Consider the following 24,617-nt stretch of genomic DNA (forward strand, 5'->3'; position numbering starts at 1 on the left):
CCCCAACGACCAACGTGCGGATTATTGCTTTGACCTGTATGCTGCTGAGTGCGCAGTGCCCGGTACTGAACGCCCAGGACTCGCTCGCTACCCGGGCGCCGTTGCGGCCGGCCCGGCCGGCCGGCGACTCGGCGGCCCGCCCCGGTGCTGCCCGTACCGCTACCGCCTGCGCACGGTGGTCCTTGATGCCGGCCACGGCGGCAAAGACATCGGCTGCAATGGGGCCGATGCCCACGAGGCTGACGTGGCGCTGGCTATCATCAAAGACCTGGGCCGCCAGATTTCGGATGGCCAGCCCGATGTGCGGGTTATCTACACCCGCAAAACCGACGTGTTTGTGGAGCTTGACGAGCGGGCGGCTATCGCCAATCGTAACCACGCCGACCTCTTCATCTCGGTGCACTGCAATGCCGGGCCCAAAGGCTCGCACGGCACGGAGGTCTGGACAATGGGCCTGCACAAAACCGACGCCAATCTAAGTGTAGCCCAGCGCGAAAACTCCGTAATCCTGCAGGAGAAGGACTATAAAAAGCGCTACGACGGCTTCGACCCGCGCTCGCCGCAGTCGCACATACTTTTTTCCCTTTTTCAAAGCGCATATATTACAAATTCCCTGCGCCTGGCCCAGCGCATCGACCACCAGTTTCGCACCGATGTGGGGCGCAGCTCGCGGGGCGTAAAGCAGGCCGGCTTCCTGGTGCTGTGGAAGTCAACTATGCCCTCGGTGCTCGTCGAGGCCGGCTTTCTGACCGACCGTAAGGAGGAAAGCTACCTCAACGACCGGGCCGGCCAGCAGGCTATTGCGGGCGGTATCTACCAGGCATTTCGGGCGTATAAGCGCGACCTGGAGGGTATTCGGGCTGAGTAAGATGCGCCTCCGCTTTCCGACAGGCCTAACATACGGCCGGGGTTTGCCGTTAAGGTCCTTAAATAAGGGCCTGCACGCAACCATTCAGGCCCGGCAATTCATCTAATCGTCGGCGTACTCTCGCATTAATATTACTTTCCTGTGTCTAAAGAAATAAAAGTGGGCCTCCTGGCCGTAGTGGCATTGGTGGCCCTCGCTGTAGGGTTCAACTTTCTGCGGGGCAGCAACCTGCTCTCCAGCGACCGCACCTACTATGCCATTTACCCCAATGTGGACGGCCTTAACGTAGGAGCACCGGTTATCCTCAATGGTATCAAAGTAGGGCAGGTAAAGAACCTGGAGCTTCAGCCCGATAAGAATAATGATATCCGGGCTTCCCTGGAAATGGAAAAGGGTATTACCCTTGGCGACTCGACTAAAGCCGGCCTCAGCGGCTCGCTACTGGGCTCCAAAACGATTACGTTGCTGCTTGGCAAGAACAGCAAGCAGTTTCATGGTGGAGAGACCCTGCAAACGACCACGGCTATCGGTATTGCCGACGCGTTTCAGGCCAAGGCCCTGCCCGTGCTCGATACGGTGGGGGCCACGCTGGCCCACATCAACGGCTTTCTCAACAAGGATGCCCAGACCAACATTCAGGGCACGCTGCTCAGCGCCCGCGCCAGCACTGAGGCGCTGCAAAAGCTTATTACCTCCAACCAGGCCAATATCAACGAGATTACCCGCAACCTGGCTCACATGAGCGCAGCCCTCAACAAAAGCACGGCCAAGCTCGACCGCATCGCCAACAACTTCACCCAGCTGTCGGACTCCATCAAAACCGCGCCGGTTGGCCCCACACTGCGCAACCTGAACAAAACCCTGGCCGAAGCTCAAACCTCGCTGAAGGGCGTGAGTACCGCCCTGACTGACCAGAAAGGCTCGCTCGGCAAGCTCATCAACGACACGACGCTCTATAATAACCTGAATGCCACGGCAGCCAGCTCCAACGCGCTGATTACTGACATGAAGGCCAATCCCAAGCGCTACGTCCACTTCTCGGTATTTGGCGGCGGCAAGGATAAGACCAAGCAGGAAACCACCAAGACTCCCGATGGCACCGTGACCACCCAGACCAAGCAGGTGAGCACGACGCCGGCCGTAGTAAAATAGCCGGGCACCGATTTACCTTTTACCTTTGAAACCCGCCCCGCAAAGGCGGGTTTTTAAGTTCTGCGCCACGACTGATTCTTAGCCTCCCTACACTTTCTACCCCATCCCACCCAGTTTTACTTTTATGAACGTCGAGTTCAACCGCAACGAAGACCAGCTCAAGCAACTCTCTTTCCAGCTCAGCCAGAAGCTGACCCGCGTGGCCCTCGGCGGGGCGAGAAGCGCATTGCCGCCCACAAAGCCAAGGGCAAGCTCACAGCCCGCGAACGTATAGCGTATTTACTAGATAATGGCGCGGCCCAAGTCGAAATCGGTGCTTTCGCCGGCGAGGGCATGTACAAGGAGGAAGGTGGCTGCCCCGGCGGCGGCGTGGTCGTGGTCATCGGCTACGTGCAGGGCCGGCAGTGCGTGGTAGTGGCCAACGACGCCACGGTGAAGGCCGGCGCGTGGTTTCCCATCACCGCCAAGAAAAACCTGCGTGCCCAGGAAATCAGCATCGAGAATAAACTGCCGATTATCTACCTCGTCGATTCGGCGGGCGTGTACCTGCCCATGCAGGACGAGATTTTTCCGGACAAGGAGCACTTCGGCCGCATCTTTCGCAACAACGCGGTGATGTCCTCAATGGGCATCGTGCAGATTTCGGCCATTATGGGGCCATGCGTGGCAGGCGGGGCCTACCTGCCCATTATGAGCGACGAGGCCATGATAGTAAACGGCACGGGCTCGGTATTCCTGGCCGGCTCATACCTGGTGAAATCAGCCATCGGCGAAACTATCGACAACGAGGCCCTGGGCGGCGCGGCCATGCACTCCGAGGTGTCGGGCGTAACGGACTACAAGTTCGACACTGATGAGGAGGCGCTCGACCATATCCGCAACATTTTCGACAAGATGGGGGCGCAGCCCAGCGCCGGCTTTAGCCGGGCTACGCCCACCGCGCCCCGGCTGGCCGAGCAGGAAATCTACGGCCTGCTGCCCAGCGACCGCGCCAAGCCCTACGATATGATGGAAATCATCAATCGGCTGGTCGATAACTCGGAGTTTGAGCCCTATAAGGACCTGTACGGCCAGACGCTGCTCTGCGGCCTCGCCCGCATCGACGGCTGGGCCGTGGGCATCGTGGCCAACCAACGCAAGATTGTAAAAAGCAAGAAAACCGGCATGCAGATGGGCGGCGTCATCTACTCCGACTCGGCCGACAAGGCGGCCCGCTTCATCATGAACTGTAACCAGAAGCGCATCCCGCTGGTATTTCTACACGACGTGTCGGGCTTTATGGTGGGCTCGGCCAGCGAGCAGGGCGGTATTATCAAGGACGGCGCCAAGATGGTAAATGCCATGGCCAACTCGGTGGTGCCCAAGTTCACGGTCGTGGTTGGTAATAGCTACGGCGCCGGCAACTACGCCATGTGCGGCAAGGCCTACGACCCGCGCCTCATCGTGGCCTGGCCCACTGCCCAGCTCGCCGTAATGAGCGGCGCAGCCGCGGCTAATACCCTGCTGCAAATCCAGGTAGCGTCGTTGAAAGCCAAAGGGGAAGTCATCACCCCGAAGCCGAAAAGGAACTGCTCGACCGCATCAAAGCCCGCTACGAAGAACAATTATCGCCTTACTACGCGGCGGCCCGGCTGTGGGTCGATGCGGTAATTGACCCGCTCGAAACGCGCAAGGTTATTTCGGAGGGAATTTCGGCTGCTAACCATGCGCCGATTGAGAAGGCGTATAACGTGGGGGTTATTCAGGTGTGAGAAATGGAACCTACTGTTTATTTAGCTGCACGCGCCAAAAAAAAAGAGTGGGCTAAAAATCTGGATACAGCTTGTTTAGTAATAAACTGTGCTTCTGCGTTCACAATCTTCGGTGCACGAATCGTTAAGAACTTTACAATATTCAAATTATCTTTGATTACCCTTGGAGCTTTTACAAGTATACAGATTGTTCTGGGCCTGCTATCTTCTAAAAAATGGGCAGGTATTTACTACCCAAAGATTGCGGAGGTTATTGCTTTGAATGAACAGTTATTACTGATTGGGCCACAAGAAATATTTTTAAATAAACTCAAAAGTATTGTGGTTAATACAGATGGATATAGCGGTCAAGTAGTACCTGGTAGGCGTGCGGCCCTCTCAGGTAATGGTAAAATAACAGTTGTATTCAAAGACACAGGAGAAGAGGCAGCCTATCTAATAACTGTCAAATCGGATGATGAGTTAAAGAAATTACGCCAGCTATCAGAAGCTTGGCGTAATCAGGGATTAACCGCTTTTATCATTAATTAGCTATATATGAGCTAGCACAAGTCATGAGCTAGCACTCTGCTGTTTAACAAAGGACAACGCTGCACTTACAGTAATTCTCCGTGTGGATATACGTTTCGGCGTCCGCGCCATATAGAAGCGACTTATCCAAGTATCGTTCAATGCTGAAGCGCAAAGATGTCCAATTGAGAAGGCGTATAACGTGGGCGTTAATTAGGTGCGATTAGCAGTATAGTAAATATTATTTCATCTGAAGCATCATGCTTTTTAGAATAAACAAAACATACAAGTCTTCATTGACGCTTCAGGCTATTTACGAAAGCATTGACAGTATTAGAAGTCTGGAGTCTGGATTTTGGATATTTAAAGGCAGGGCTTACGAAGTTCAGACTTCAGCCAATGAGTTTTCGCTGAGAAGACACGGTGGAGGAGGAAGATTTAGTCCTATATACCCAACAGTTAAAGGAAGAATACTAGGAGGTGAGGACGTGCGTGTTGAGTTAGATATCAAGCCAGATTACCTCACTATAGCATACTGCTCTATCTTGTGCTGTTTTTTACTTTGGGCTTTTTTCTTTTCTGGCAAGGGTAGAATTATTAGTACGGTATCCTCTGATTGGGTTAATAAAATACTTGCTTTATTGTTCTGTACTTATATTCCTTCGTTACTCTGTTACTACCAAACTATTGGCCCAACGCAAAATGCTGAGCGGCTGGTAAAGAGCAAATTATTTTTGAAAGAAATCAAAACGTAATAAATAGCCTTGTTTAATCCCCATTAACTGGCGCGAGTTTAGGCGAAGCCGTAACTCGTGCCGACTATTAAGTGGAGGTTGCACCTCCACTGCCGCGCTAGCGGCAAAGCGGGACCGTGCCGCTGGGGCCGTTCGGCTAGCTCGTTCTGTGGGAGGCACAGCCTCCCCCGAAAGCAAGGCACGAGTTACGCTGCGCTAAACTCGCGCCAGTAATAGCCAGTACTACCCCAAATTACCGTATAGGCTGTGCTTCCACTGCCGCGCCAGCGGCAAGTCCGTACCGCGCCTATAAGCAATAAAGAACCTACGCGGCACTAGGCTTTTTATCAGCAAAAAAAGCAAGTCTATCCGTAAGTTTGCTTGCGCTGAAGCTGTCTTACTCTTCTGCCTTATGGCTAAAAAACCTGCTGCTCCCAAGCCCCAACTCGTACACATTCCAACGACCAGCGCCGATAACCCGGCGCTTTCCAAGGCGCAGAAGGAGTTCAACCGCCTCACCAAGCGCATTTCCAAGCTGGAAAAAGACGTGGCCGAGTTTCGGGAAGCGGCGACCCGGCTGCGCCAGCGCGTGCAGAACGAGTACCGACCCCTGCAGGCCCGACACAACGAGGTGCGGGCCGACCTGGTGCGTATGCTCGACCGCGCCCACGACACGTATAAGCTGACCAAAGGCGAGCGGACGAAAATCGTGTCGCTGCTGCTCGATGGCTGCTACGACCTGCTGCAAAAGGGCCATCCCGACCTGCAACCCATCTTCGATAAGTACGAGGAGCCCGAAACGCCCGAAGAAGCTGCTGCGGCCGATGCCCAAACGGCCGAGATGATGAAGCAGCTGTTCAGCCGGCAGTTTGGCATCGAGTTCGACGCTGATGCCGATGTGAGCACGCCCGAAAAGTTTCAGGCTTACCTGCACCAGAAAATGGCCACTGAGCAGGCCGCCTACGAGCAGCAAGAAGCCGAGCGCGCCGAGCGGCGGGCCAGCCGGAAGAAAAGCCCCAGGCAGCAGGCGGCCGAAGAGAAAAAACAGGCCGAGGAGCAAAATATTACCCAGGCCGTACGTACGCTCTACCGCGACCTGGTGAAGGCTTTGCACCCCGACCTCGAACCCGATGAGACCGAAAAAGCCCGCAAAACCGAGCTGATGAAGCAGGTGACGACCGCCTACGAAGCCAACGAGCTGCTGACGCTGCTTCGGCTCCAGCTCGAATTGCAGCGCATCGACCAGACCCACCTCGAAAACCTGGCCGAAGACCAGCTGCGCTACTACAATAAGCTGCTGAAAGAGCAGGCCCGCGAGCTGGACGAAGCCATGTTCCGGGAGCAGGAAATCCTGTCGGGCTTCACTGGGAAACCTTATTATTATACGCCCACGCCCGCCGCGATGGACTATGACTATGCCCGGCAAAAAGCGCAGCTGGAACAGAAAATCAGGCAGCTGGCGGCCGAGGTGCTGGCCTTTGAGCACGACCCGGCCGCATTAAAAGCTTTTTTAAAGACCTACAAAGTCCCGAAAGCCGGGCCGGGGCCGGTATTCCTGGAGTTTTAAGCTGCCAGCGCAGTTTGCCGGGTTGGGTAAGCTAGTAAAAGCAGTTAAAGCGTTTTCGGAATCAGGGTAAGGCTGGTCAAGTAGCGCGGACTTTTAGTCCGCGCTACTTGACCAGCGACTCCGAAACCGCGCTAATCTTGCATTGGCGTACCCAAAACACTTCAAGATTTACTGCTTGTTTATCAAACTGTTGTAAAGAAAGAACGTCATGCTGAGCTTGTCGAAGCATGACGTTCTTTCTTCGTTATTAAAAATTCACTATTAATGAATAGTGGATATAATAAGCGCAAGCCACTACAAGTGGTCGAGCCGGCCGCCATCTACCCGCACCTCGGCGCCTTCGACAAAGGCGGCATCGTCGGAGGCCAGGTAGGCGACGGCGGCGGCGATGTCTTCGGGCTTGCCTACGTCGGTGGGGTTGATTTTCTCGACGCCCGATTTTACGTTGGGATTATTCCAGAGCATGGGCGTGTCGATGGCGCCCGGCAGCACCACGTTGGTGCGGATGCCTTTGGGCTTGCCCTCAATCACCGACGAGCGGGTAAGCGAGAGCACGGCAGCTTTGGCCGCCGCGTAGGGCGCCACCAGCGCCTCGGTGGCGATGGCATGGATACTCGCCACATTCACAATATTTCCGCCCGGCTTCATATTCAGAAAAGCCTGCTTGGTGAAGTAAAATGCCCCAGCAAATCGACGCTCAGCACCCGCAGCCAGTCGTCGCCGGTGAGCTCATCAAGGGCTTTAAACTGCATAAGGCCGGCGTTATTTACCACCACATCGAGGCGGCCAAACTTGGCCAGTGTGGCCTGCACCGTAGCAATTACCTGGTCTTCCTGGGCCACATTGCACATGCAGGTCAGCACATCGGGCGCGCCCGCAGTTTTTACTTCAGGCGCGGCGCTGTTTAGATTATCCTGGTTGATGTCGGCCAGCACAATACGGGCTCCTTCCGAGCCCATTCGCTTGGCAATGGCCAGGCCGATGCCGCTGGCCCCGCCCGTGATGATGACTACTTTATCCTGAAAACGCATAATAGGGGAGATGTAACGCGAACCCGGAGAGTTCGAGGGTGGTACATTGAAACGGTAGTATGAGCCAGCTCGCGGAGGCCAAGCTATGTAGCTTAATGCAGGTCTTGCAGCGACGTATTAGCGTTGGAAGAGCCCGGCTGACTCAGCACTTGCTGGGCCGCCGCTTTCTGCTGTTTGGCCCAGGCATCGTTGCTCTCCTGCGGCATAATGATGGGCATTTGCAGGCAGGCAGTCTGGGTAGGCAGCACTTCTTTCCACTGGCTGATGAGTTTCTTATAGGCTTCGCCCACGGGCCGGATATTACGGTTTAAGTCGTAGAGCCCAAGGGGTTGTTGTTATTGCTGTTTTCCCGCAGCGCCGTATCCCAGTCTACCTGGTCGGTGAGCGAATACCAGGTAAAGCCTACGATAGGCACGCCGTCGTTGCGCACGCGCAGCACGTTGGCCCATTCTTTCCAGAGCCAGAACACGGCCTCGTCGCCGTTGGGGCCCTGCCAGAGATTGGTTTCGGTGTGCATCACCGGCAGCTGGTAGCGGTCGTGGTACTGGGTCGTAATAACGTGGTAGCCATATATTTCGCCTGATGCCACGGTGCTGCCATCGGCCCGCACGCGGTGCTCATTGGTCCGGTAATAATCGTTGCCCATAATGCACTGGTGCTTGAGATTATTATCCAGAAAGAAGTGGTACTCGTCGCGCGTCATGCCGTTATCGAGCAGATACTCATACATATCGGAATCAACGCGCCGCCCGTAGTTCAGGTCCAGCGACAGAAAGCGCTTGGCATTCAGAATTTCTGCCGGCTTAATGGATTGCGGGTTAGAAGCATGAAAATACTCCGATGATTCGCTTTGAATAAACAGCGCATCGGGCCGCACCGCCAGAATGGCGTGCATGGCCAGTACATTGGCTTTGACGATGTTTTTGAGGGCCGTTACGAATGCCTTATCGCTGCTAAGCTGCTCGTTCCACCAGCCGTATAGGGCCGAAAACTCGGCGCAGATGTACATCTCATTCACCGGCGTGTAGAGCTGTACCCACGGAAAGCGCTTGGCAAAATCGCTGGCATATTGCGCAAACAGCGCCGGAAAATCAGGATTCTGAAAGTTGCCCAGCCAGTCGGGCACCCCAAAGTGGCATAAGTCCACGATGGGCAGGATATTGCGCCGCAGCAGGTCGTTGAAGGTCACATCGGCAAAATCCCAGTTGTATTTGCCCGGTCCCGTCCAGGTAGTATGAATGGGCGGGCCATAGCGCAGCACTTCAATACCCAGCTCCTGCACCAGGTCAAAGTCCTTTTGCCAGAACTTGTAGTGCCCACATTTTTCCATCTCGTCCTGGCGCACCTTGCCGTTCTGAATGGTTGGGTAACTGTTTTCGATGCCGGTGGCGAAGAGAAATTGGGAAGCAGCCATACAAAAAAAAGTGGGAAATAAAGTGGCCTGACGACCGCTAAAAAACTACCAGAAACCCATACGCGAAACCTCGACCAGAGGGCGAATGCAGGGAGCTTTTTATTTGCTTGTGAAGCCTTTGTGAAGTCTAAGCCGTGAACAGAGCGCTGTCGCCGGCATCTACGTCGAAGCTGGCGCCGCTGATGTGACGGGCTTCGTCGGAGGCCAGAAATACCGCCATCGGGGCCAGGTCTTCGGGGGCGAGCCAGGGCAGGCGCATGGCGGTGCGCTGGCCCCGCACTTTGGCTACCTCCTCAGTAGTAAGGTGTTCGGGCGGGTCGGAGCGGTAGTCCTGATACGCCTCGCGCAGGCGGGTGTCGTTCATGGTCATGGCCGTGGCAATGAGGCCGGGCACCAGGGCGTTTACCGTGATATGGTGCTGGCCCAGGTCGATGGCGGCCGATTTCATAAACCCGATAATGCCCCATTTAGAAGCCGCGTAGCTGCTGCCGTGGCGGAAGCCTTTCTTGCCCTGGCCCGAAGCCGTAACGATAATGCTGCCCTGGTTGCGCTCGGCCATGAGCGGGGCAAAAGCGCGCACGGTATTGGCCGTGCCGGTCAGGTTGGTGTCGATGACATCGTGCCAGTGGTCGTCGGTCATGGCCAGCAGCGGCCTAAACACCTGGATGCCCGCATTGGCAACCAGAATATCAATTTTTCCGAATATTTCCTGAGCTTGCCGGGCGGCTGCCCGCAGCGCCTCAACGTTGCGGATATCGAGTGTAACCGGAACGAACCGACCACCTTCGGCCTCTACCAGGCGCTGGGTTTCGGCCAGGTCGGCGGGCGTGGCGGCCGGGTAATCCGTGGTGTGGCTGACTTCGGCGGCCAGGTCGATGCCCATAATGGCGGCCCCTCGCGGGCATAAGCCACGGCAATGGCACGGCCGATGCCACGTGCGGCGCCGGTGATAACGGCGGTTTTTCCTTCTAAACGATTCATAGCATTTCAAATGAAGTAGGAAGAATTGCCTATACGGTCGGAACGCAAAGACGCTCACGTCCGTAAGCCTGAAAGCCGCTTTTGACCGCTCCTGCCAGGCTTATCTTATGTCCCAGAAATCCATTTCCGAAATCCTTGTCGATACCCTGCAAGCTGCTGGAGTCAAGCGCGTGTTTGGCCTGGTGGGCGATTCGCTCAATGGCATCACCGATGCTATCCGGACCCGCGAGGGCATCGAGTTTGTGCAGGTGCGGCACGAGGAAGCCGGGGCGTTTGCGGCCGGGGCCGAAGCGTTTCTGACGGGCGGGCTGGCCGTGTGCGCCGGCTCGTGCGGGCCGGGCAACACGCATCTGCTCAATGGCTTATTTGATTGCCATCGCTCGCGCGTGCCGGTGCTGGCCATCGCCGCCCAGATTCCGAGCGCCGAAATCGGCAGTGGCTATTTTCAGGAAACGCATCCCGAGCGCATTTTTCGGGAGTGCAGCCATTACTGCGAAGTGATTGCCGGGCCCGACCAGGCGGTGCGCGTTATTGAGTCGGCCATTCAGGCAGCGCTGGGGCTGGGTGGGGTAGGCGTGGTAGTTATTCCGGGCGACGTAGCCCACCTCAAGGCCGAAGCGCCCGCGCCGCGCCTGCCCAGCCTGGGCCACGAAAGCGCCCTGCGCCCCGCCGAAACCCAGCTGGCCAGGGCTGCGCTGCTGCTCAACGACTGCGGGAAAGTCACGATTCTGGCCGGCATCGGCTGCGCGGGCTCGCACGCCGAGCTGTTGCAGATAGCCGGGGCACTGCAGGCGCCCGTGGTACACGCCCTGCGCGGCAAGGAATGCGTCGAGCCCAATAATCCGTTTGACGTGGGCCTGACCGGCTTGCTGGGCATGCCCGCCGGCTACCACGCCCTGATGGAGGCCGATGGTATCCTGATGCTGGGCACCGATTTTCCCTACCGCCAGTTCTTCCCCGACGATGCCCGCGTGGTGCAGGTCGATACCCGGCCGCTGCACCTGGGCCGCCGCACCCGCGTAGAGGTGGGCCTGCACGGCTCGGTGGGCGAGACGGTGCGCCAGCTGCTGCCGCTGCTGCGAGCCCGCAGCAGTGATGCGCATCTGAAAGAGGCCCGGCAGCGCCATCAGCAGGATGAGCAGCACCTGGCCGAGCTGGCCACCGGCGAGGCCGGCGATACCAGCCTGCACCCGCAATACGTAGCCCGCCTGCTCGACGAGCTGGCTACCGATGATGCCATTTTTACCTGCGATGTGGGTACGCCCACTATCTGGGCTGCCCGGTACCTGCACATGAATGGCCGCCGCCGCCTGGTAGGCTCCTTCGTGCACGGCAGCATGGCCGGGGCCTTGTCGCAGGCAATTGGAGCGGCGCTGGCTTTTCCGGGCCGGCAGGTAGTGGCGTTGTGCGGCGACGGCGGCTTCACCATGCTGCTGAGCGAGCTGATGACCCTGCGGCAACTAAAGGTTCCGGTTAAGGTTATCATCTTCAATAACAGCGCCTATGGCTTTGTGGAGCTGGAAATGAAAGCGGCCGGTACTCTCGAGTACGGCACCAGTATGGACAACCCCGATTTCGGCCGCCTGGCCGAAGCGGCCGGCATCAAAGGCTTGCGCGTGAGCGACCCGGCCCAGCTGGAAAGTGCCCTGCGCGAGGCCCTGGCCCACGACGGCCCCGTAATAATAGATGCCGTGGTGAAGCGCCAGGAGCTGAGCATGCCGCCCAGCATCGACGCCGCGCAAGCCGAGGGCTTTGGCCTGTACGCCCTCAAAGCGCTGATGAACGGCCGCGGCAGCGAGCTGCTCGAAATGGCTAAAACCAACCTCGGGCGCTAACGGCTTATCAACTGGCGAGTTAGGGCGATGAGAAAGTCCGGGGCTGGCGAGCTGAACAAAAAAGGTGCTTTTTGGTGTTAAATTCAGCCCCGCCACCCGCCAGGGGCTGAATTTGCCTGCATGACTACCAACGAAATCAAAGCCCTTATCTCGCTGCTCGACGACCCGGAAATTGCGCCTCAGATTCAGGGAGAAATCCAGAATCTGGGCGAGGCCATTATTCCGTTCCTCGAAGAGTCGTGGGAAGAAACGCTCGACCCCCAGCAGCAGCAGCGGCTCGAAGACCTCATTCACCAGCTTCAGTTTGAGGGGGTGCAGCAGCGCCTGCGCGTGTGGCGCGACTCGGGCGGGCACGACCTGCTCGAAGGCATGTGGCTGCTCAATTCGTATCAGTATCCCGATGCTGACTTACAGGCGCTTAACCGGGCCATTGAGCAGCTGCGCTTCGAGGCCTGGACGTTATTGCGCCCCGAGATGCACCCCGCCGACCAGGTGCAGATACTCAACCACGTCATCTTTCGCAACCATAAGTTTTCGGCTAATACCCAGCACTTTCACTCGCCGGCCAACTCCATGCTGCACCGGGTGCTCGAAACCAAGCGCGGCAACCCGCTGTCGCTGGGCGTTATCTACCTGCTTGTGGCGCAACGGCTCAACCTGCCGGTTTTTGGCGTAAACCTGCCCAATTTATTCGTACTTACCTACCAGCTGTTTAAGGATGAGCACGATAAGCCCGTTCTGCCATTCTACATCAACTGCTACAACCGGGGGTTATATTGTCAAAATCAGATATCGAGCACTACGTGGGCCAGCTCGGCATCACCTCGCAGGAGTCGTTTTACGAGCCTTGCACTCATCTCGATATCGTGCGCCGTGGCATGCGCAACCTGCAGGTTGGCTTCGAGAAATTGCAGGAGCCGGCCAAGGCAGCCGAGGTGTCGCAGCTGCTGGCCATTTTACTTGAGCAGGACGAGCTGGGCCCCGATACCGACGAAAATTAGCACTAAAGCCCTGCGGCACCGTAGCTTTAGGTGAGCAGCTCAACCTTTTTGGCTGCGTAATCCGGTAATTGAATGAGGCGCGTCGCTATGCTGCTTAGTTGCCTGGGAGTAGGCTCACTGGTGTTGCCGGGCGAGCCCGTGCCGCCCCAGCAGCCGCAGATTTTTGCGCCCGGCGTTATCAGCACCGGCGAGTATGAGTCGCACCCGGCCTTCACGGCGAGCGGCGATACGCTGTGCTTTCTGAAAAGCGCGCCCGACATGAGCACTTGGACGCTGTGCTTTTCGTACCGCCGCCAGGGGCAGTGGACTGCCCCGGTAGTGGCGCCTTTTTCGGGCCGCTACATGGATGCGGACCCGTTTTTCACGCGCGACGGCCGCACGCTTTATTTTATGTCGTACCGGCCGGTACAGGCCGGCGACTCGGCCCGCCGCGACACCGATATCTGGCGCGTGCACCGCACGCGCACCGGCTGGGGCGCCCCGAGCATCTGCCCGCCCCGGTTAATAGCGCAGCAGATGAGTATTACCCCACGCTTACCGACCAGGGGCATTGTATTTTGGCTCGAAGCGGCCGGGTGGGCAGGGAGGCTCCGACTTTTACCGCTGCGCCCCGCAGGGCACGGGCTTTGGCGCCGCCGAAAACCTGGGGCCGGCCATTAATACGGCGGGGCACGAATACGAGCCGTTTATTGACCCGCAGGAGCGGTTCCTAATTTTTATGGCGGGCCGCCCGGCCGACCTGCGCAATGCCGACCTCTACCTGGCGTATCGCCGCCACGGCCAGTGGCAGCCGGCCCACCGCCTGCCCATGCCGTTTAGCTCGTCGAGCATCGAGTTTTCGCCTAAAATAACCCGCGATGGCAAGGCGTTTTTCTTTGCCAGCGCCCGTAGTCTCCCTTTTGCACCTCCCGCGCAGCCCGAAACGGCCGTCCAGCTGCACCACCGGCTTACTAGCCCCGGCAATGGGCTGGGCGATATTTACTGGGTCGACGTAAAAGCGCTGGGCCTGGAACTAGCGCCGGCCGATTGAGCCAGCGGCCGGGCCGATGCGCTCATAACCCGGTTTCTATAGGAATTACCGCTTGATGAGGCAGCCGGCGGCGCGCTTGTCGGCTACGCCGGCCGGCCGGCCGGCCAGCAGGTTATCCAGTACCTGGTGCAGGTAAGCTTGCTGCACACCGCTGGCTACCTGGGGTTATCGTCGATAGCGCCCCGGTAGCGCACCGCAAAGCCCGAGCCGGTGGGCTGGAGCACCACGGCCTCGGTGGTCTTGCTCACGCCCAGCGCGGTGCTGGCGGCGCCATCGTCGGTGAAAGTAGCCAGCGCGCCACCCCGCCGCCCTCGTTCGTGTCGAGGTTGATGGGCACATTAACAAACATAAACTCCACGCCCCGGCCGCCATACGCGCTGTGCAGGGCCGTCAGGCGCTCCCGGTAGAGGCGCGTGTAGGCGCAGGCCGGGTTCAGAAAGATGACTACTACTGCCTTCTGGCCATTGTAGGCACTCAGCGAGGCACTGCCCCGCCGTTTTTTTGCACCGTAAAATCACCCACGGTTCCCTGAGCGCGGGCGGTGCCCACTGTGACGGTAGCCAGCAGCAGGGCAGTAGCCAGCAACGCCGGAAGTTTACAAAAAGACATGACGAGGGTAGAAAGGAGCAGAGAAGATATGGGCCAGCGCCGGGTAAAGGATTTAGGAAGAAGCAAGCTGGTAGCAGTACGTGAGCACGTAGCCGGCTGCCGGCCGAAGATAACAAATCTGGTGCCGGGAAATGCCCGTGGCTAAGCTCAGCCTGGCGGACAGCAGGCCGGGTATCGGCCAGGGCCCAGCCGGCAGGTCGAGCAGCAGGTTTTCGCGGAAGATAATGCCCCGGCGGCCCGCCAGCTTATAAAGCGTTTCCTTGGCGCTCCACAACAAGCTGAATAGCTCAAGCGCAGCCTCGGACGGGCAGGAGCTTGCTATCGAAATAGCAGGTAAAGCCGCTACTTCGTGCTGGTTTAGGAATTTGCGCGCAATGCGCTGGGCCTTCGCGCGCACTATTTCTACATCGATGCCGACGGCCGTACCGGGCGGAGCCAGCAGTGCCGCCACCCACTCACCGGAGTGCGATAGCGATACGGCGGCCGGCCGGCCGGGCCCGGCCAGAAAGGGCCGGCCGGCCGCATCATTGCGCAGCGGTAAAACCGGGGTGGCAGTAGCCGCCAGCAGCTGTTGCACCAGCACCCGGCCGGCCAGCCACTGCGCCTGGCGCAAGCCATCGGCGCGGGCGGGCAGCAGCGGCACGTAGGCCGGGGCATCGGTGAGCTGAAGCCAGAGCGCGGCCGGCGCTTCGGTGAGGTGCCAGAGGCCCAGGTGAACGCCGCCGGCAAGGGCGGTAATAGCGTGAAGCGGCATAACGAAACGAGCAGTGGCGAAGGTAGGGCGGCCCCGGCTAAAGCGCATACCGCCGCGGCGCCCGACCTTTGGGGAGTTATGCTCGCTACTACTCCGCCGCTTCGCCCCACCGCGCACCGTTCCGGCACCCTGGCCGGGCACCGCGACGCGGTGTACGCGCTGGCCGGCCGGCCCGACTCCGACCGTATCTTTTCGGGCAGCGCCGATGGCATGGTAGTGGCCTGGGATAGCGCCCGGCCCGAAGCCGACGGCGAGCTGCTGGCGCGGGTCGAAAATTCGGTGTATGCCCTGTGCGAGCTGCCCGGCCGCGGGCTGCTGCTGCTGGGGCACAATTTTCAGGGCGTGCAGGCTATTGACCTGCCGAGCAAAACACTCGCCTTCGCCACGGCGCTGCCGCCGGTGGCCATCTTCGATATAGTATATTCGGAAACGCGCCAGCGCCTGTACTGCGCCCTGGGTGATGGCACGCTGGCCGTGCTGCGCGGGTCCGACTTCCGGCTTGAGCACCTGCTGCGCCTAAGCGCTAAAAGCCTGCGCTGCCTGGCCCTGCACGAAGGCCGCCACGAGCTGGCCGTGGGCAGCTCCGACTGGAAGGTTTACGTGCTGGACCCCGACTCGCTGGAAATAAAAACCTCGCTGGCCGAAGCGACCAATTCCGTTTTCACGCTGACCTATACTCCCGATGGCCGCCACCTGCTGGCGGCCGGCCGCGATGCGCACCTGCGGCGCTACGATACTACCCAGGATTACGCGCTGGCCGATAGTATAGTAGCCCACATGTACGCTATCAATCACCTGGCTTTTAGCGGCGATGGGCGCTACCTGGCCAGCTGCTCGCTCGATAAGAGCATCAAGCTCTGGGACCCTGCCAGTCTGGCTCTGCTGCGGGTGCTCGACCGGGCCCGCACGGCCGGCCACGGCACGTCGGTCAATAAATTGGTTTGGCCGGGCAACCCGCATCGGCTAGTTTCGTGCAGCGATGACCGAAGCCTGGCCGTGTGGCAGGTTGCGGTGGGCAGTGAGTAGGAACAGTTTTTGTGCGCGGCGCACGGGCTGAGGTTCCGCTTTTACTATTGCGCTGCCCTCATTAGGTATTCGTAATCACCCGCTCCTTGTTATTTGCTCCCTGAATTTATGAAAATTACCGCCCTCGATATCCGGCAGAAGACGTTTGAAAAATCCTTTCGGGGCGTTGACAAAGACGAAGTGCAGGCGTTTCTGACCATGATTTCGCAGCAGTGGGAGCGCATGGGCGACGAAAACCGCGAGCTGCGCCTCAAGCTGGAGCATGCCCAGCAGGATGTGCAGAAGATGCGCGAGGTGGAAAGCTCGCTCTACCGCACCCTGAAAACCGCCGAAGACACCGGCAACTCCATTACCGAGCAGGCCCAGCGCGATGCCGACCTGCGCCGCCGTGAGGCCCAGCTGCTGGCCGAACAAACACTGGCGGAAGCCCGCCAGCGCGCCCGCGCCATTGTGGAAGAAGCCTACCAGACCGCCACCAGCACCGTAGCCGATATGCAGAAGGAGGTTGGTGGCCTGGGGCAGGAGTGCCAGCGCCTTGAGCAGCAGCTCGATGCGCTGGTGCGTGACCTGCACCACCTGGCCTCCGATGCCCTCGAAAAAGTGGAGCGCGCCCGAACCCGCCCCAAAAATGGCTCGGCGGCTATCCTTTCGCGGGCCGGCAGCGTACAGGTAAAGCGGCCCGATGAAGCGGCCGCGCCCGAACCTAGCCCTGCCTCCGATATGAACGTCACGACTGCTTCTTCCCGCCCTTCGGCAGTGGCCGTTGCTTCGGCACCCGCTGCTGCCCCAAGTGCTGCCCCCGCTGCCCGCGCCGGGCAGGACGCACCCCGCGCAGCGGCCGCGCCTGGGGCCTACAACCCCAAGCCGGGCCAGCAGCCCGACCCCGGCCGGGCCCCCGCCCCGATATCGAGCGCCCCCAAGCGCCGGCCGAAAACCCTGGTATTGCGCCCGCGCCGCGCATCGACCAGCCCGGCCCCGAAACGGTGCCCTCGCCGCCCTCGCCCTATGTGGAGCCAGCGCGCCCCGAAATCAGCCCTATCGGCCCCGGCCGCCCCGAAATTCAGCAGCCCGAGCGTACTACTCATCCCGGCATGGCGGCGCAGCCTGAGCCGATAGGGGAGAAGTCGTTTTTTGACGAAATCTAGACCGCGGATTTATCGGATTAAATCGGATTTTGGTGACGTCAGTGCGCTTTTAGTCCGGTAGCTCTTTTTTTTGATGACGCAAGCAGGGCTGCCCAACGGGCAGCCCTTTATTTTTAGGGCCGCGAAAGGATTCGTCACCAAAATCCGGTTAATCTGACGAATCCGATAAATCCGCGGTTCAGACAGATGGGCCAGATTGCACTTGAAGGACTCGAATTTTTTGCCTTTCACGGCTACTATGATGAGGAGCAGAAAATCGGTAATAAGTACGGCATCGACCTGTACCTGAAAACCGACCTGCACGCGGCCGGCGCCTCCGATAAGCTGGCCGAAACCGTTAATTACGAGGTGCTTTACCGGCTCGTGCTCGAAGAGATGCAGCGCCCGGCCCGCCTCCTGGAGCACCTGGCCCACCGTATCCTCGACCGCCTGATGAGCGAGTTTCCGCAGGTACGCAAGGGGCGGGTGAGCGTGTCAAAATTCAACCCGCCGGTGGGTGGCATCTGCCAGCGGGCGCGCGTTACGCTGACGCGCAAGCAAGGCAGCAACTAACCAGGCGCGAAGTGGAACGCTTCTTTTTACAGCTAGAGCAGTTCCCGGATTGGGGCGAAAGTGAGCTGCGGGCTTTTCGCTGGCTGTCCGCTTGTCGTGTGCGCCAGCCGTTCCGGTAACAAGCGGACAGCCGTCGGAAAGCCCGCAGCTCACTTTCGCCTGACAACGGCGGCAGAAAGTACACGGCCCATAAGAAAATAATACGGCTGATTACCAGGGTATTGCTTTGTTATACGAAATTTGTCGTACATTGCTTTTGCAAGTACGAAGTCTCTCATATAATCTTTGGTCTACGAAATTATTCGTACGAAACTTTTTGCCTTATCCTATGCCGAAAGCGCCCCCCAAACCTACGGACTCCGAGCTGGAGATTCTGCACGTGCTCTGGCAGCACGGCCCGGCTACTGTGCGCACCGTAAATGAGCAGCTGAGCCAGCACCGCGAAGTTGGCTATACCACCACCCTGAAAATCATGCAGTTGATGCTGGAAAAGGGGCTGGTACAGCGCGACGATGAAGGCCGCAGTCACATTTACCGGGCGGCCGTGCGCGAGCAGGATACCCAGGGCCTGCTGCTCGACCGCTTCGTGGAAGCCACCTTCGGCGGCTCGGCTCTGAAGCTGGTAATGCAGGCACTGGGCCACCGCCGCACCTCGCCCGATGAGCTGGCCCAGATTCGACGCCTGCTCAATGATATTGAGATTCAAAATGCTAACCAGTCAACCGCTACTCCCCATGACGACGCTCCCGCTGCTTAGAGAAGTATTATCGCCCGCCCTGGTGCGGGCGTTGGGCTACGCGCTGCTGCACTCGCTGTGGCAGGGGGCCGTGCTGGCGCTGGTGCTGGCCGGCGTGCTGCCGCTGCTGCGCCGCCAGCGCGCCGAGCTGCGCTACACGGTGGCAGCCGGCGCGCTGGCCATGCTGGCGCTCGTGGTGGCCGGCACCTTCGGGTTTTACTACCAGCAAGCGCCGGTGGTGCAGCCAGCAATAGTGTCGTACACGGTGGCGGCTCCCGCCGGCCCCCGGTTGCATAAGTCTAATATTAATTATCATGAATATTCTGTGCAGTCAGGGGCGGCAGCTTCGCAGCTACTGGCTGCTCCGGCCCGTCTGGCCCCGGCGGCCTGGCTGCGCGTGGCTGGTCATCGCTGCGAGCCTTACCTGCCGGTGCTGGTAGCGGCCTGGCTGCTAGGCTTGCTCTTAATGGGCGGCCGGCTACTGGGCGGCTTACTCTACGCGGGGCGCTTGCGCCGCACCGGTACGCGGGCCCTGGGCTCCGACTGGCAGCAGCGCCTGACGGCGCTGGCCCACCGGGCCGGCCTACGCCGGCCGGTGGCCCTGCTCGAATCGGCGCGGGTGGCCGGCCCGCTGGTGCTGGGGCATCTGCGGCCCGTGGTACTGCTGCCGCTGGGCGCAGTAGCGGGCCTGAGCCCGGCGCTGCTCGAAGCCTTGCTGGCGCATGAAGTAGCGCATATAGCGCGGCGCGACTATTTGCTAAACCTGGGCCTGGCCGTGGTCGAGGTGCTGTTTTTCTACCATCCGGCGGTGTGGTTTATGGCCAGCTGCCTGCGGGCCGAGCGCGAAAACTGCTGCGACGACCAGGCCGCTGCCCTCTGCGGCGGCGACCGCCTGCGGGTGGCCCGTGCCTTGGCGGCCCTGGCCGAGCTGGAAATAGAAGCGGCGCCGCGCCTGGCGCTGGCGGCGACGGGCGTAGGGGGCGGGGCTCACTGCTGGCGCGGGTACGGCGGCTGGCGTTAGGCCGGCCCCAGGCCCCCACGGTAGGCGAGGGGCTACTAGCTGGTTTTCTGACCATATTAGGGCTGCTGGGCCTGAGCACGGGCGTGGTGCTGGCCGCCAGCCCCGAGCACCATGCTACCACGCCGGGCAAAGGACAAGCTGCGCCCACGGGCACCCTGGCCAGCCCTGCCGACACCACCCGCCGCAAAGTAACTGTTGCTGTGCCACCCGCTCCGCCAGCTGTGCCACCCGCTCCTCCGGCTCCGGGCGATACGGTTCGGCGCATCGAAAAGACAGTGCGCGTGCAGCTTAACGATGACCAGGACGCCCAAGCCGATGACCGGCCACATCGGTTTCGGCAGGGACCGCCCCGGCGCGGAGCCAGCACGGTAGTGCTGGAAAAAGATAAAAAAGGCCGCGTCGTAAGCTTGCTGGTAGATGGGCAGCCCGTCGAAACCACCGCCCCTGGCAAGAAAGCCAAGCACGGCAAAGTGGCGAAAACCGTAGAAGTAGTGCGTGTGCCCGACCCGCGCGATGGGCTAACGCGCATCGAGCGGCCAATGAGGCTAGAACGTCTTGAGCAGCCCGAAAATCAGTCGTTCAGCTTTAATTTCTCGGCCGATGGCGTAGCCCGCCAGGCCTTGGAAAGCGCCCGCCGTAGTTTGCGTGAAACGCTGCGCAACCCGGACCTGACTGCCGACCAGCGCCAGCAAATGGAGCAGGAGCTGCGCAAGCTGGATAAAAGCAGCGCCAGGCTGCGGTGGTCCGACGACGGCCGTGAGTTCAAGGAGTTCCACTTTAACCTGAACAGCGCCGCGGCCAGCCACGTTGACTCGCGCGTGCATATCGAGTTCCGCAAGCGTGGCGAGCTGTACCACCTGCGGGCCGACGGGCAGGGCAACCTGCCGGCAGGTGAAGACGCCGCCCGCCAGGCCGAGCGCGATGCCAACCGGGCCGAAGCCGATGCGCGTCGCGCCGAGCTACGGGCCCGCATTGCCGCCGACGAAGCCGAGTTACGGGCGCTGGATGGCCCGCGGGCCGGTTGCCCCGTGGGCCGCGGCTGCCGCGGGCACCCCTGGCTCCCCTGGCCCCGTTTTCTCCCCAAGCACCACCCCCGCCCCCGGCTCCGCCAGCTCCCAAAACCGGTGAGCTACGCGAGGCGCTGCGCCGCGACGGCCTGATTGGCCAGAATGACCGCAGCTTTTCCTTTCAGCTCAACGAGAAGGGCGGTCGGGTAAATGGCAAAGCCCTCACGCCGGCCCAGGTAGCGCGCTACCGTAAGCTGCTGAACCAGCCCGCCGACGGCAAAGGCAAGTCGTCAACCTACAACATTAATATTGACGAGAATTAACTGCTTGTAAATTAGTCCATAAAAAAGGGGGTCGGTTGTCTGGATAGCAGGCAACCGACCCCTTTTTTATGGGCCAGCCACCTCATTGCTGGTTTTCCTGAAAAAACTGTAACCACGTTGTAACGAATGGCTGCTTCGCCGGTACTCCCTGCAAAACCTACTTTTCTTGACCTTTTTAACGTCGCCCCCATGCCGCCTGCCACCGCTACTTTGCTCAGCGATGAAGCCCTGATGGCCCAGGTGCAGGCCGGCGACCTCGACCAGCTAACCGGGCTGTTTGAGCGCTACCACGGGCCGCTGTTTGGCTTCCTGGCCCGCCTGGCCAACGGTGACCGCGACCTGGCCCAGGACCTGACCCAGAATGTATTTGTGCGGGTGCTGCGCTACCGCGCCAGCTACCAGCCGGGCCAACCCTTTCGGGCCTGGGTGTATCAGCTGGCCCGCCACGTGTGGGCCGACCACTACCAGCGCCAGCGCCCTACCGCCAACCTGGAAGAAGTGGAAAAAACCGCTGTTCACGGCCGCGCCGCCCAGGCCCAGCGGGTGACTACCGACCAGCAGCAGGCCCTGCACGAAGCGCTCGGCCTGCTGCCGGCCGCCCAGCGCGAAGTGCTGCTGCTGCACCGCTTCCAGGGCTTCGACTACGCCGAAATCAGCGAGCAGCTGGGCTGTACGGCCGGCGCGGCGCGAGTCAAAGCCCACCGAGCCCTGGATGCGCTAAGAAAGATTTATTTAAGCTAAACAATTAACAATTAACAATTAACAATTAACAATTAACAATTAACAATTAACAATTAACAATTAACAATGAGCTTCTCTAACGATTCTCACCTTACCGACCCGGCCTGTGCTGAGCTGCGGGCCTGGCTGCCCGACCTGGCCGATGGCCGGCCGTTGCCGCCCGAGGCGGCGCACCTGGCCGCGCATCTGCCCGCGTGCCCGGCCTGCCAGGCCGAGCTGGCCGAGCTGCGCCAGCTCTTCAACGACCTCGACGCGCTACCCGCCGAGCTGCCGCCGCTGACTATGCGCGACGATTTTCAGGCCCTGCTGCACGAGGAAAAGGCGAAGCTGGCCGCAGCTTCGCCGACCGGGCTGACGGCCGCACGGGGCGGCCAGCCGCTGCAAAGCGCCGCCATGCAAGAGGAGAAGCCGGGCCCGCAGCGGGTGCTGGCTGCTACGCAACAGTGGCTGCGCGTAGCGGCCAGCGTAGCGCTGGTGGCAGTGGGGGCAGTGCTGGGGCTGCTACTGCGCGGCGGGCCGGTGGCCCCGCCGCTGGCACAGAATACCCAGGCTGCTCAGCCCCAGCAGGCTACCTTATCGGTGCGGCTGGCGGCGGCGCGGCAGCAGCCGGCTACGGCCAGCGAGCGCCTGCAGCTGGTGAGCCAGGCACCGGCAATGGTAGTGGAGCCCAACGACCCGGCCGTGCTCACCCTCATTCATACCCTGGACACTGACCCGAACCCCAATGTGCGGCTGGCCGCCTGCGAGGCGCTGGTGCGCCTGCGGGCCGACCCCGCGTAGGGCCGGCGCTGGTTGAAGCCCTGCCGCTGCAAACCGACCCCAACGTGCAGATTACCCTCATCGATGCCCTGGTGACCCTGCGCGAAAAGCGCGCCGTGCCGCAGCTTGAGGAGCTGGCCCGCCAGCCCGAAGTGCTTCCGGCCGTGCGGCAGCAGGCTGAAAGCGGGCTAGGGCAGTTGATTTAATATTCAATAATTTTAATATTATCCGAATCGGCGTGGCACGCCGATTCGGATACTCCCACCGCGCAGGCTTTGGCAGCGGGTGGGGAGCGGCGTGCCACGCTGCTTTACGGCCTGCCTCACACTCCTTTCGCTTTTACCTATCATGAAAAAATTTGCCTTAATTCCGCTGCTGGCCTTCGGCCTGGCCCTGCCCGCGTCGTTGCGCGCTCAGGAGTACAAAATGAAATTCAGTAGCCCGACCAACCGCAAGGTGGTGCTCGACATGCGCGGCAGCGACGTGACAGTAGAGGGCTATGACGGCGACGAGGTGCTGATTCACGGCTCGGGCCATTTTGAGGCACCGCCTGCCCTGGCTAATGGATTGCGGCCTATCTATAACGGCGGTAGCGACAATACCCGCCTGGGCCTGGCGGTGACCGCCGGGGCCGACAATACCATTCGCATCTCGAAAACGGGGCGTAGCGAAGGCCACTACACCGTGCGCCTCCCGCGCCAGACCGACATTTCCTTTGCGCAGGGCGGCTGGGGCGGGGCCGACGACCTGACCATGCGCGATTTGGCCGGCCGCATCGAAATCAGCCTGCAATCGGGTGATTTACGGCTGCTGAATGTGAGTGGCCCCATTGTGGCCAATACCGTGAGCGGCGACATTAAGGTGCAGTTCAGCGCCACGCCCAGCCAGCCCAGCGCCATCTCGTCGGTGAGTGGCGACGTGGACGTGACACTGCCCGCCAGCTCGAAAGTGAGCCTGTCGATGCGCTCTATATCGGGAGAAATCTATACTGACTTCGACCTTAACCTGAGCGGAGGCAACGGCCTGCGCCACGTGGGCGGCCAAACGGTGGAAGGCCGCGCCAATGGCGGCGGCGCCACCTTCTCGCTGAAGAGTATCAGCGGCGACATTTTCGTGCGCAAAGCCAAGTAGGAGCCGTGTGTGCTGCCTGCTGCTTGCTTACCATCTTCTCACTCCTTGATTTAGCTGTCTTATGCCCCGTTTTTTACTTGCCGCCCTGCTACTGCTAAGCAGTCTGGCCCCGGTACTGGCCCAGCGCCTCGTAACCCAAACTGCTAACCTGACCGCCGGCCAACGCGTGCTGCTGGACCTGAAATATGCCCATACCATCCGGGTGCGGCCGGGCGCAGGCTTGAGCATACACGCCAGGGTGAGCATCAACGACAATCAGCAGAACGACCTCTACCGCCTGACTACTGAAACTGCGGGCCCGGAGCTGGCAGTAGTCGAAAAGCTCGACGAAGAAAAGCTGCGCCAAACCCAGTACACCGGCGACTGCCAGGAAGGCAGCCGCACCAATTCTTCGGGAGGCGTACACGGCGACTACACCCGCTCGGGCAAAACCGGTGGGCTGCGGCCCAGCATCAGCTACCACCAGGGTGAGTACAGCTATTGCCTGAAAATCGACTACGAGGTAACCTTGCCCGTGGGTACGGCCCTGCGTATCACGACCCTTACCGGCGACATCGACGTGAGTGGCCTCAGCGGGGCGCTCACCGCCAAAACAGTGAGCGGCGACCTCCTGCTCAGCAGCCTGGCCGGCCCCATTGCGGTACGTAGCGTGAGTGGCGATGTAAAGCTGAATAACCTGAGCAGCAGTGCCGTAGAAGCCATTACCGTAAGCGGCAATGTAGACCTGAGCTGGCCGCCGGCCCAGGGCGCCGACCTCAGCCTGAAGAGCATTACGGGTGAGGTGTATGCCGACCCGGCCGTGACGTTCAGTAACCTGAAAGCGCACAGCTACGTGGGCTACGAGCTGCACGGCAGCTACGGCAGCGGCTCGGGTCCGCTCGTGAAGCTCGAATCGGTGAGTGGCGACGTGTTTTTCAGAAAGCAGCCGTAGCCCAAAGA

At 60.2% G+C, this 24,617-nt stretch carries 25 protein-coding genes and 2 pseudogenes; 21 read left to right on the forward strand and 6 right to left on the reverse strand.

Features of this window, described 5'->3' with window-relative positions; translation table 11 throughout:
- Positions 1–55: 55 nt before the first annotated feature.
- The 6 genes and pseudogenes from GKZ67_RS06095 (at position 56) to GKZ67_RS06120 (ending at position 6,582) form a co-directional block, all read left to right on the forward strand.
- Positions 56–868, forward strand: a complete 813-nt coding sequence (locus GKZ67_RS06095) for an N-acetylmuramoyl-L-alanine amidase (RefSeq protein WP_173241576.1) — start codon at positions 56–58, stop codon at positions 866–868.
- Between the two features lie 141 nt (positions 869–1,009).
- Complete coding sequence (locus tag GKZ67_RS06100; protein WP_173241577.1) at positions 1,010–2,020, forward strand: MlaD family protein; 1,011 nt, start codon at positions 1,010–1,012, stop codon at positions 2,018–2,020.
- A gap of 124 nt (positions 2,021–2,144) precedes the next feature.
- A pseudogene (locus GKZ67_RS06105) lies at positions 2,145–3,771 on the forward strand (acyl-CoA carboxylase subunit beta).
- A gap of 3 nt (positions 3,772–3,774) precedes the next feature.
- Positions 3,775–4,302 (forward strand): hypothetical protein, encoded by a 528-nt coding sequence (locus GKZ67_RS06110; RefSeq protein ID WP_173241578.1) that lies wholly within the window; start codon positions 3,775–3,777, stop codon positions 4,300–4,302.
- Positions 4,303–4,577: 275 nt separating this feature from the next.
- Positions 4,578–5,036, forward strand: coding sequence for a hypothetical protein (locus tag GKZ67_RS06115; protein WP_173241579.1), 459 nt, complete (start codon positions 4,578–4,580; stop codon positions 5,034–5,036).
- A gap of 391 nt (positions 5,037–5,427) precedes the next feature.
- Positions 5,428–6,582: a J domain-containing protein gene (locus GKZ67_RS06120; RefSeq protein WP_173241580.1), complete on the forward strand. Its 1,155-nt coding sequence runs from the start codon at positions 5,428–5,430 to the stop codon at positions 6,580–6,582.
- Between the two features lie 294 nt (positions 6,583–6,876).
- On the opposite strand, the pseudogene GKZ67_RS25030 reads toward GKZ67_RS06120, so the two are convergent.
- The 4 genes and pseudogenes from GKZ67_RS25030 to GKZ67_RS06135 form a co-directional block, all read right to left on the reverse strand.
- Positions 6,877–7,613, reverse strand: a pseudogene (locus GKZ67_RS25030) (SDR family NAD(P)-dependent oxidoreductase).
- Between the two features lie 92 nt (positions 7,614–7,705).
- A complete protein-coding gene (locus GKZ67_RS22490) occupies positions 7,706–7,903 on the reverse strand; it encodes a hypothetical protein (protein ID WP_217278700.1) in 198 nt (65 codons plus the stop codon).
- A gap of 17 nt (positions 7,904–7,920) precedes the next feature.
- Positions 7,921–9,027, reverse strand: a complete 1,107-nt coding sequence (locus GKZ67_RS06130) for a family 1 glycosylhydrolase (protein WP_217278701.1) — start codon at positions 9,025–9,027, stop codon at positions 7,921–7,923.
- Between the two features lie 127 nt (positions 9,028–9,154).
- Entirely contained in the window at positions 9,155–9,910 is a 756-nt protein-coding gene (locus tag GKZ67_RS06135) for an SDR family NAD(P)-dependent oxidoreductase (RefSeq protein ID WP_217278702.1), read from the reverse strand.
- Between the two features lie 205 nt (positions 9,911–10,115).
- Here GKZ67_RS06135 and poxB point away from each other — a divergent pair, with 205 nt between their 5' ends.
- From poxB to GKZ67_RS06155, 4 genes are all read left to right on the forward strand, one after another.
- A complete protein-coding gene (gene poxB, locus GKZ67_RS06140; protein WP_173241581.1) occupies positions 10,116–11,843 on the forward strand; it encodes a ubiquinone-dependent pyruvate dehydrogenase in 1,728 nt (575 codons plus the stop codon).
- A 120-nt stretch (positions 11,844–11,963) separates the two neighbouring features.
- The gene (locus tag GKZ67_RS06145; protein WP_317172249.1) at positions 11,964–12,878 is read left to right on the forward strand and encodes a transglutaminase-like domain-containing protein; all 915 of its coding nucleotides are present in this window, start codon (positions 11,964–11,966) and stop codon (positions 12,876–12,878) included.
- A gap of 53 nt (positions 12,879–12,931) precedes the next feature.
- Positions 12,932–13,504 carry a PD40 domain-containing protein gene (locus GKZ67_RS06150; protein WP_173241582.1) on the forward strand — a complete coding sequence of 191 codons (573 nt, stop codon included), beginning with the start codon at positions 12,932–12,934 and terminating at the stop codon, positions 13,502–13,504.
- A gap of 58 nt (positions 13,505–13,562) precedes the next feature.
- Positions 13,563–13,874 (forward strand): hypothetical protein, encoded by a 312-nt coding sequence (locus tag GKZ67_RS06155; protein WP_173241583.1) that lies wholly within the window; start codon positions 13,563–13,565, stop codon positions 13,872–13,874.
- Between the two features lie 474 nt (positions 13,875–14,348).
- On the opposite strand, the gene GKZ67_RS24100 is transcribed toward GKZ67_RS06155, so the two are convergent.
- Both GKZ67_RS24100 and GKZ67_RS06160 read right to left on the reverse strand, forming a co-directional pair.
- Positions 14,349–14,483, reverse strand: a complete 135-nt coding sequence (locus GKZ67_RS24100; protein WP_262889635.1) for a hypothetical protein — start codon at positions 14,481–14,483, stop codon at positions 14,349–14,351.
- 52 nt (positions 14,484–14,535) lie between these two features.
- Positions 14,536–15,237 carry a 4'-phosphopantetheinyl transferase family protein gene (locus tag GKZ67_RS06160; protein ID WP_173241584.1) on the reverse strand — a complete coding sequence of 234 codons (702 nt, stop codon included), beginning with the start codon at positions 15,235–15,237 and terminating at the stop codon, positions 14,536–14,538.
- A 78-nt stretch (positions 15,238–15,315) separates the two neighbouring features.
- Here GKZ67_RS06160 and GKZ67_RS06165 point away from each other — a divergent pair, with 78 nt between their 5' ends.
- The 11 genes from GKZ67_RS06165 (at position 15,316) to GKZ67_RS06215 (ending at position 24,609) form a co-directional block, all read left to right on the forward strand.
- Positions 15,316–16,263 (forward strand): WD40 repeat domain-containing protein, encoded by a 948-nt coding sequence (locus tag GKZ67_RS06165; RefSeq protein ID WP_173241585.1) that lies wholly within the window; start codon positions 15,316–15,318, stop codon positions 16,261–16,263.
- Between the two features lie 108 nt (positions 16,264–16,371).
- Positions 16,372–17,379, forward strand: a complete 1,008-nt coding sequence (locus GKZ67_RS06170; protein ID WP_173241586.1) for a DivIVA domain-containing protein — start codon at positions 16,372–16,374, stop codon at positions 17,377–17,379.
- Between the two features lie 215 nt (positions 17,380–17,594).
- Entirely contained in the window at positions 17,595–17,960 is a 366-nt protein-coding gene (folB, locus tag GKZ67_RS06175) for a dihydroneopterin aldolase (RefSeq protein WP_151088295.1), read from the forward strand.
- A gap of 328 nt (positions 17,961–18,288) precedes the next feature.
- Positions 18,289–18,717: a BlaI/MecI/CopY family transcriptional regulator gene (locus GKZ67_RS06180; RefSeq protein WP_173241587.1), complete on the forward strand. Its 429-nt coding sequence runs from the start codon at positions 18,289–18,291 to the stop codon at positions 18,715–18,717.
- Positions 18,695–19,717 carry a M56 family metallopeptidase gene (locus tag GKZ67_RS06185; RefSeq protein WP_173241588.1) on the forward strand — a complete coding sequence of 341 codons (1,023 nt, stop codon included), beginning with the start codon at positions 18,695–18,697 and terminating at the stop codon, positions 19,715–19,717. The genes GKZ67_RS06180 and GKZ67_RS06185 overlap by 23 nt, the downstream gene beginning before the upstream one ends.
- An 83-nt stretch (positions 19,718–19,800) precedes the next feature.
- Positions 19,801–20,877 (forward strand): hypothetical protein, encoded by a 1,077-nt coding sequence (locus GKZ67_RS06190; protein ID WP_173241589.1) that lies wholly within the window; start codon positions 19,801–19,803, stop codon positions 20,875–20,877.
- Positions 20,878–21,236: 359 nt separating this feature from the next.
- Positions 21,237–21,788, forward strand: a complete 552-nt coding sequence (locus tag GKZ67_RS06195) for an RNA polymerase sigma factor (protein WP_173241590.1) — start codon at positions 21,237–21,239, stop codon at positions 21,786–21,788.
- 66 nt (positions 21,789–21,854) lie between these two features.
- Complete coding sequence (locus GKZ67_RS06200; protein ID WP_173241591.1) at positions 21,855–22,568, forward strand: zf-HC2 domain-containing protein; 714 nt, start codon at positions 21,855–21,857, stop codon at positions 22,566–22,568.
- Positions 22,569–22,594: 26 nt separating this feature from the next.
- Entirely contained in the window at positions 22,595–22,753 is a 159-nt protein-coding gene (locus tag GKZ67_RS06205; protein ID WP_254245215.1) for a HEAT repeat domain-containing protein, read from the forward strand.
- Positions 22,754–22,895: 142 nt separating this feature from the next.
- Complete coding sequence (locus GKZ67_RS06210; protein WP_173241592.1) at positions 22,896–23,678, forward strand: DUF4097 family beta strand repeat-containing protein; 783 nt, start codon at positions 22,896–22,898, stop codon at positions 23,676–23,678.
- Between the two features lie 61 nt (positions 23,679–23,739).
- Positions 23,740–24,609 carry a DUF4097 family beta strand repeat-containing protein gene (locus tag GKZ67_RS06215; RefSeq protein ID WP_173241593.1) on the forward strand — a complete coding sequence of 290 codons (870 nt, stop codon included), beginning with the start codon at positions 23,740–23,742 and terminating at the stop codon, positions 24,607–24,609.
- The last annotated feature ends 8 nt before the right edge of the window (positions 24,610–24,617 follow it).

The sequence above is a fragment of the Hymenobacter sp. BRD67 genome, from assembly GCF_013256425.1.
GTDB lineage: Bacteria > Bacteroidota > Bacteroidia > Cytophagales > Hymenobacteraceae > Hymenobacter.

Bases quoted from the DNA above. Each gene is read 5' to 3' on its own strand.
- poxB (WP_173241581.1), top strand. From the start codon at position 10,116: ATGTCCCAGAAATCCATTTCCGAAATCCTTGTCGATACCCTGCAAGCT.
- GKZ67_RS06185 (WP_173241588.1), top strand. From the start codon at position 18,695: ATGACGACGCTCCCGCTGCTTAGAGAAGTATTATCGCCCGCCCTGGTG.
- GKZ67_RS06135 (WP_217278702.1), bottom strand. From the start codon at position 9,910: ATGGGCATCGACCTGGCCGCCGAAGTCAGCCACACCACGGATTACCCG.
- GKZ67_RS06170 (WP_173241586.1), top strand. From the start codon at position 16,372: ATGAAAATTACCGCCCTCGATATCCGGCAGAAGACGTTTGAAAAATCC.
- GKZ67_RS06130 (WP_217278701.1), bottom strand. From the start codon at position 9,027: ATGGCTGCTTCCCAATTTCTCTTCGCCACCGGCATCGAAAACAGTTAC.
- GKZ67_RS06160 (WP_173241584.1), bottom strand. From the start codon at position 15,237: ATGCCGCTTCACGCTATTACCGCCCTTGCCGGCGGCGTTCACCTGGGC.
- GKZ67_RS06120 (WP_173241580.1), top strand. From the start codon at position 5,428: ATGGCTAAAAAACCTGCTGCTCCCAAGCCCCAACTCGTACACATTCCA.
- GKZ67_RS06145 (WP_317172249.1), top strand. From the start codon at position 11,964: ATGACTACCAACGAAATCAAAGCCCTTATCTCGCTGCTCGACGACCCG.
- GKZ67_RS24100 (WP_262889635.1), bottom strand. From the start codon at position 14,483: ATGTCTTTTTGTAAACTTCCGGCGTTGCTGGCTACTGCCCTGCTGCTG.
- GKZ67_RS06215 (WP_173241593.1), top strand. From the start codon at position 23,740: ATGCCCCGTTTTTTACTTGCCGCCCTGCTACTGCTAAGCAGTCTGGCC.
- GKZ67_RS06155 (WP_173241583.1), top strand. From the start codon at position 13,563: ATGGCGGGCCGCCCGGCCGACCTGCGCAATGCCGACCTCTACCTGGCG.
- GKZ67_RS06180 (WP_173241587.1), top strand. From the start codon at position 18,289: ATGCCGAAAGCGCCCCCCAAACCTACGGACTCCGAGCTGGAGATTCTG.
- GKZ67_RS06210 (WP_173241592.1), top strand. From the start codon at position 22,896: ATGAAAAAATTTGCCTTAATTCCGCTGCTGGCCTTCGGCCTGGCCCTG.
- GKZ67_RS06165 (WP_173241585.1), top strand. From the start codon at position 15,316: ATGCTCGCTACTACTCCGCCGCTTCGCCCCACCGCGCACCGTTCCGGC.
- GKZ67_RS06195 (WP_173241590.1), top strand. From the start codon at position 21,237: ATGCCGCCTGCCACCGCTACTTTGCTCAGCGATGAAGCCCTGATGGCC.
- GKZ67_RS06150 (WP_173241582.1), top strand. From the start codon at position 12,932: ATGCTGCTTAGTTGCCTGGGAGTAGGCTCACTGGTGTTGCCGGGCGAG.
- GKZ67_RS06110 (WP_173241578.1), top strand. From the start codon at position 3,775: ATGGAACCTACTGTTTATTTAGCTGCACGCGCCAAAAAAAAAGAGTGG.
- folB (WP_151088295.1), top strand. From the start codon at position 17,595: ATGGGCCAGATTGCACTTGAAGGACTCGAATTTTTTGCCTTTCACGGC.
- GKZ67_RS06200 (WP_173241591.1), top strand. From the start codon at position 21,855: ATGAGCTTCTCTAACGATTCTCACCTTACCGACCCGGCCTGTGCTGAG.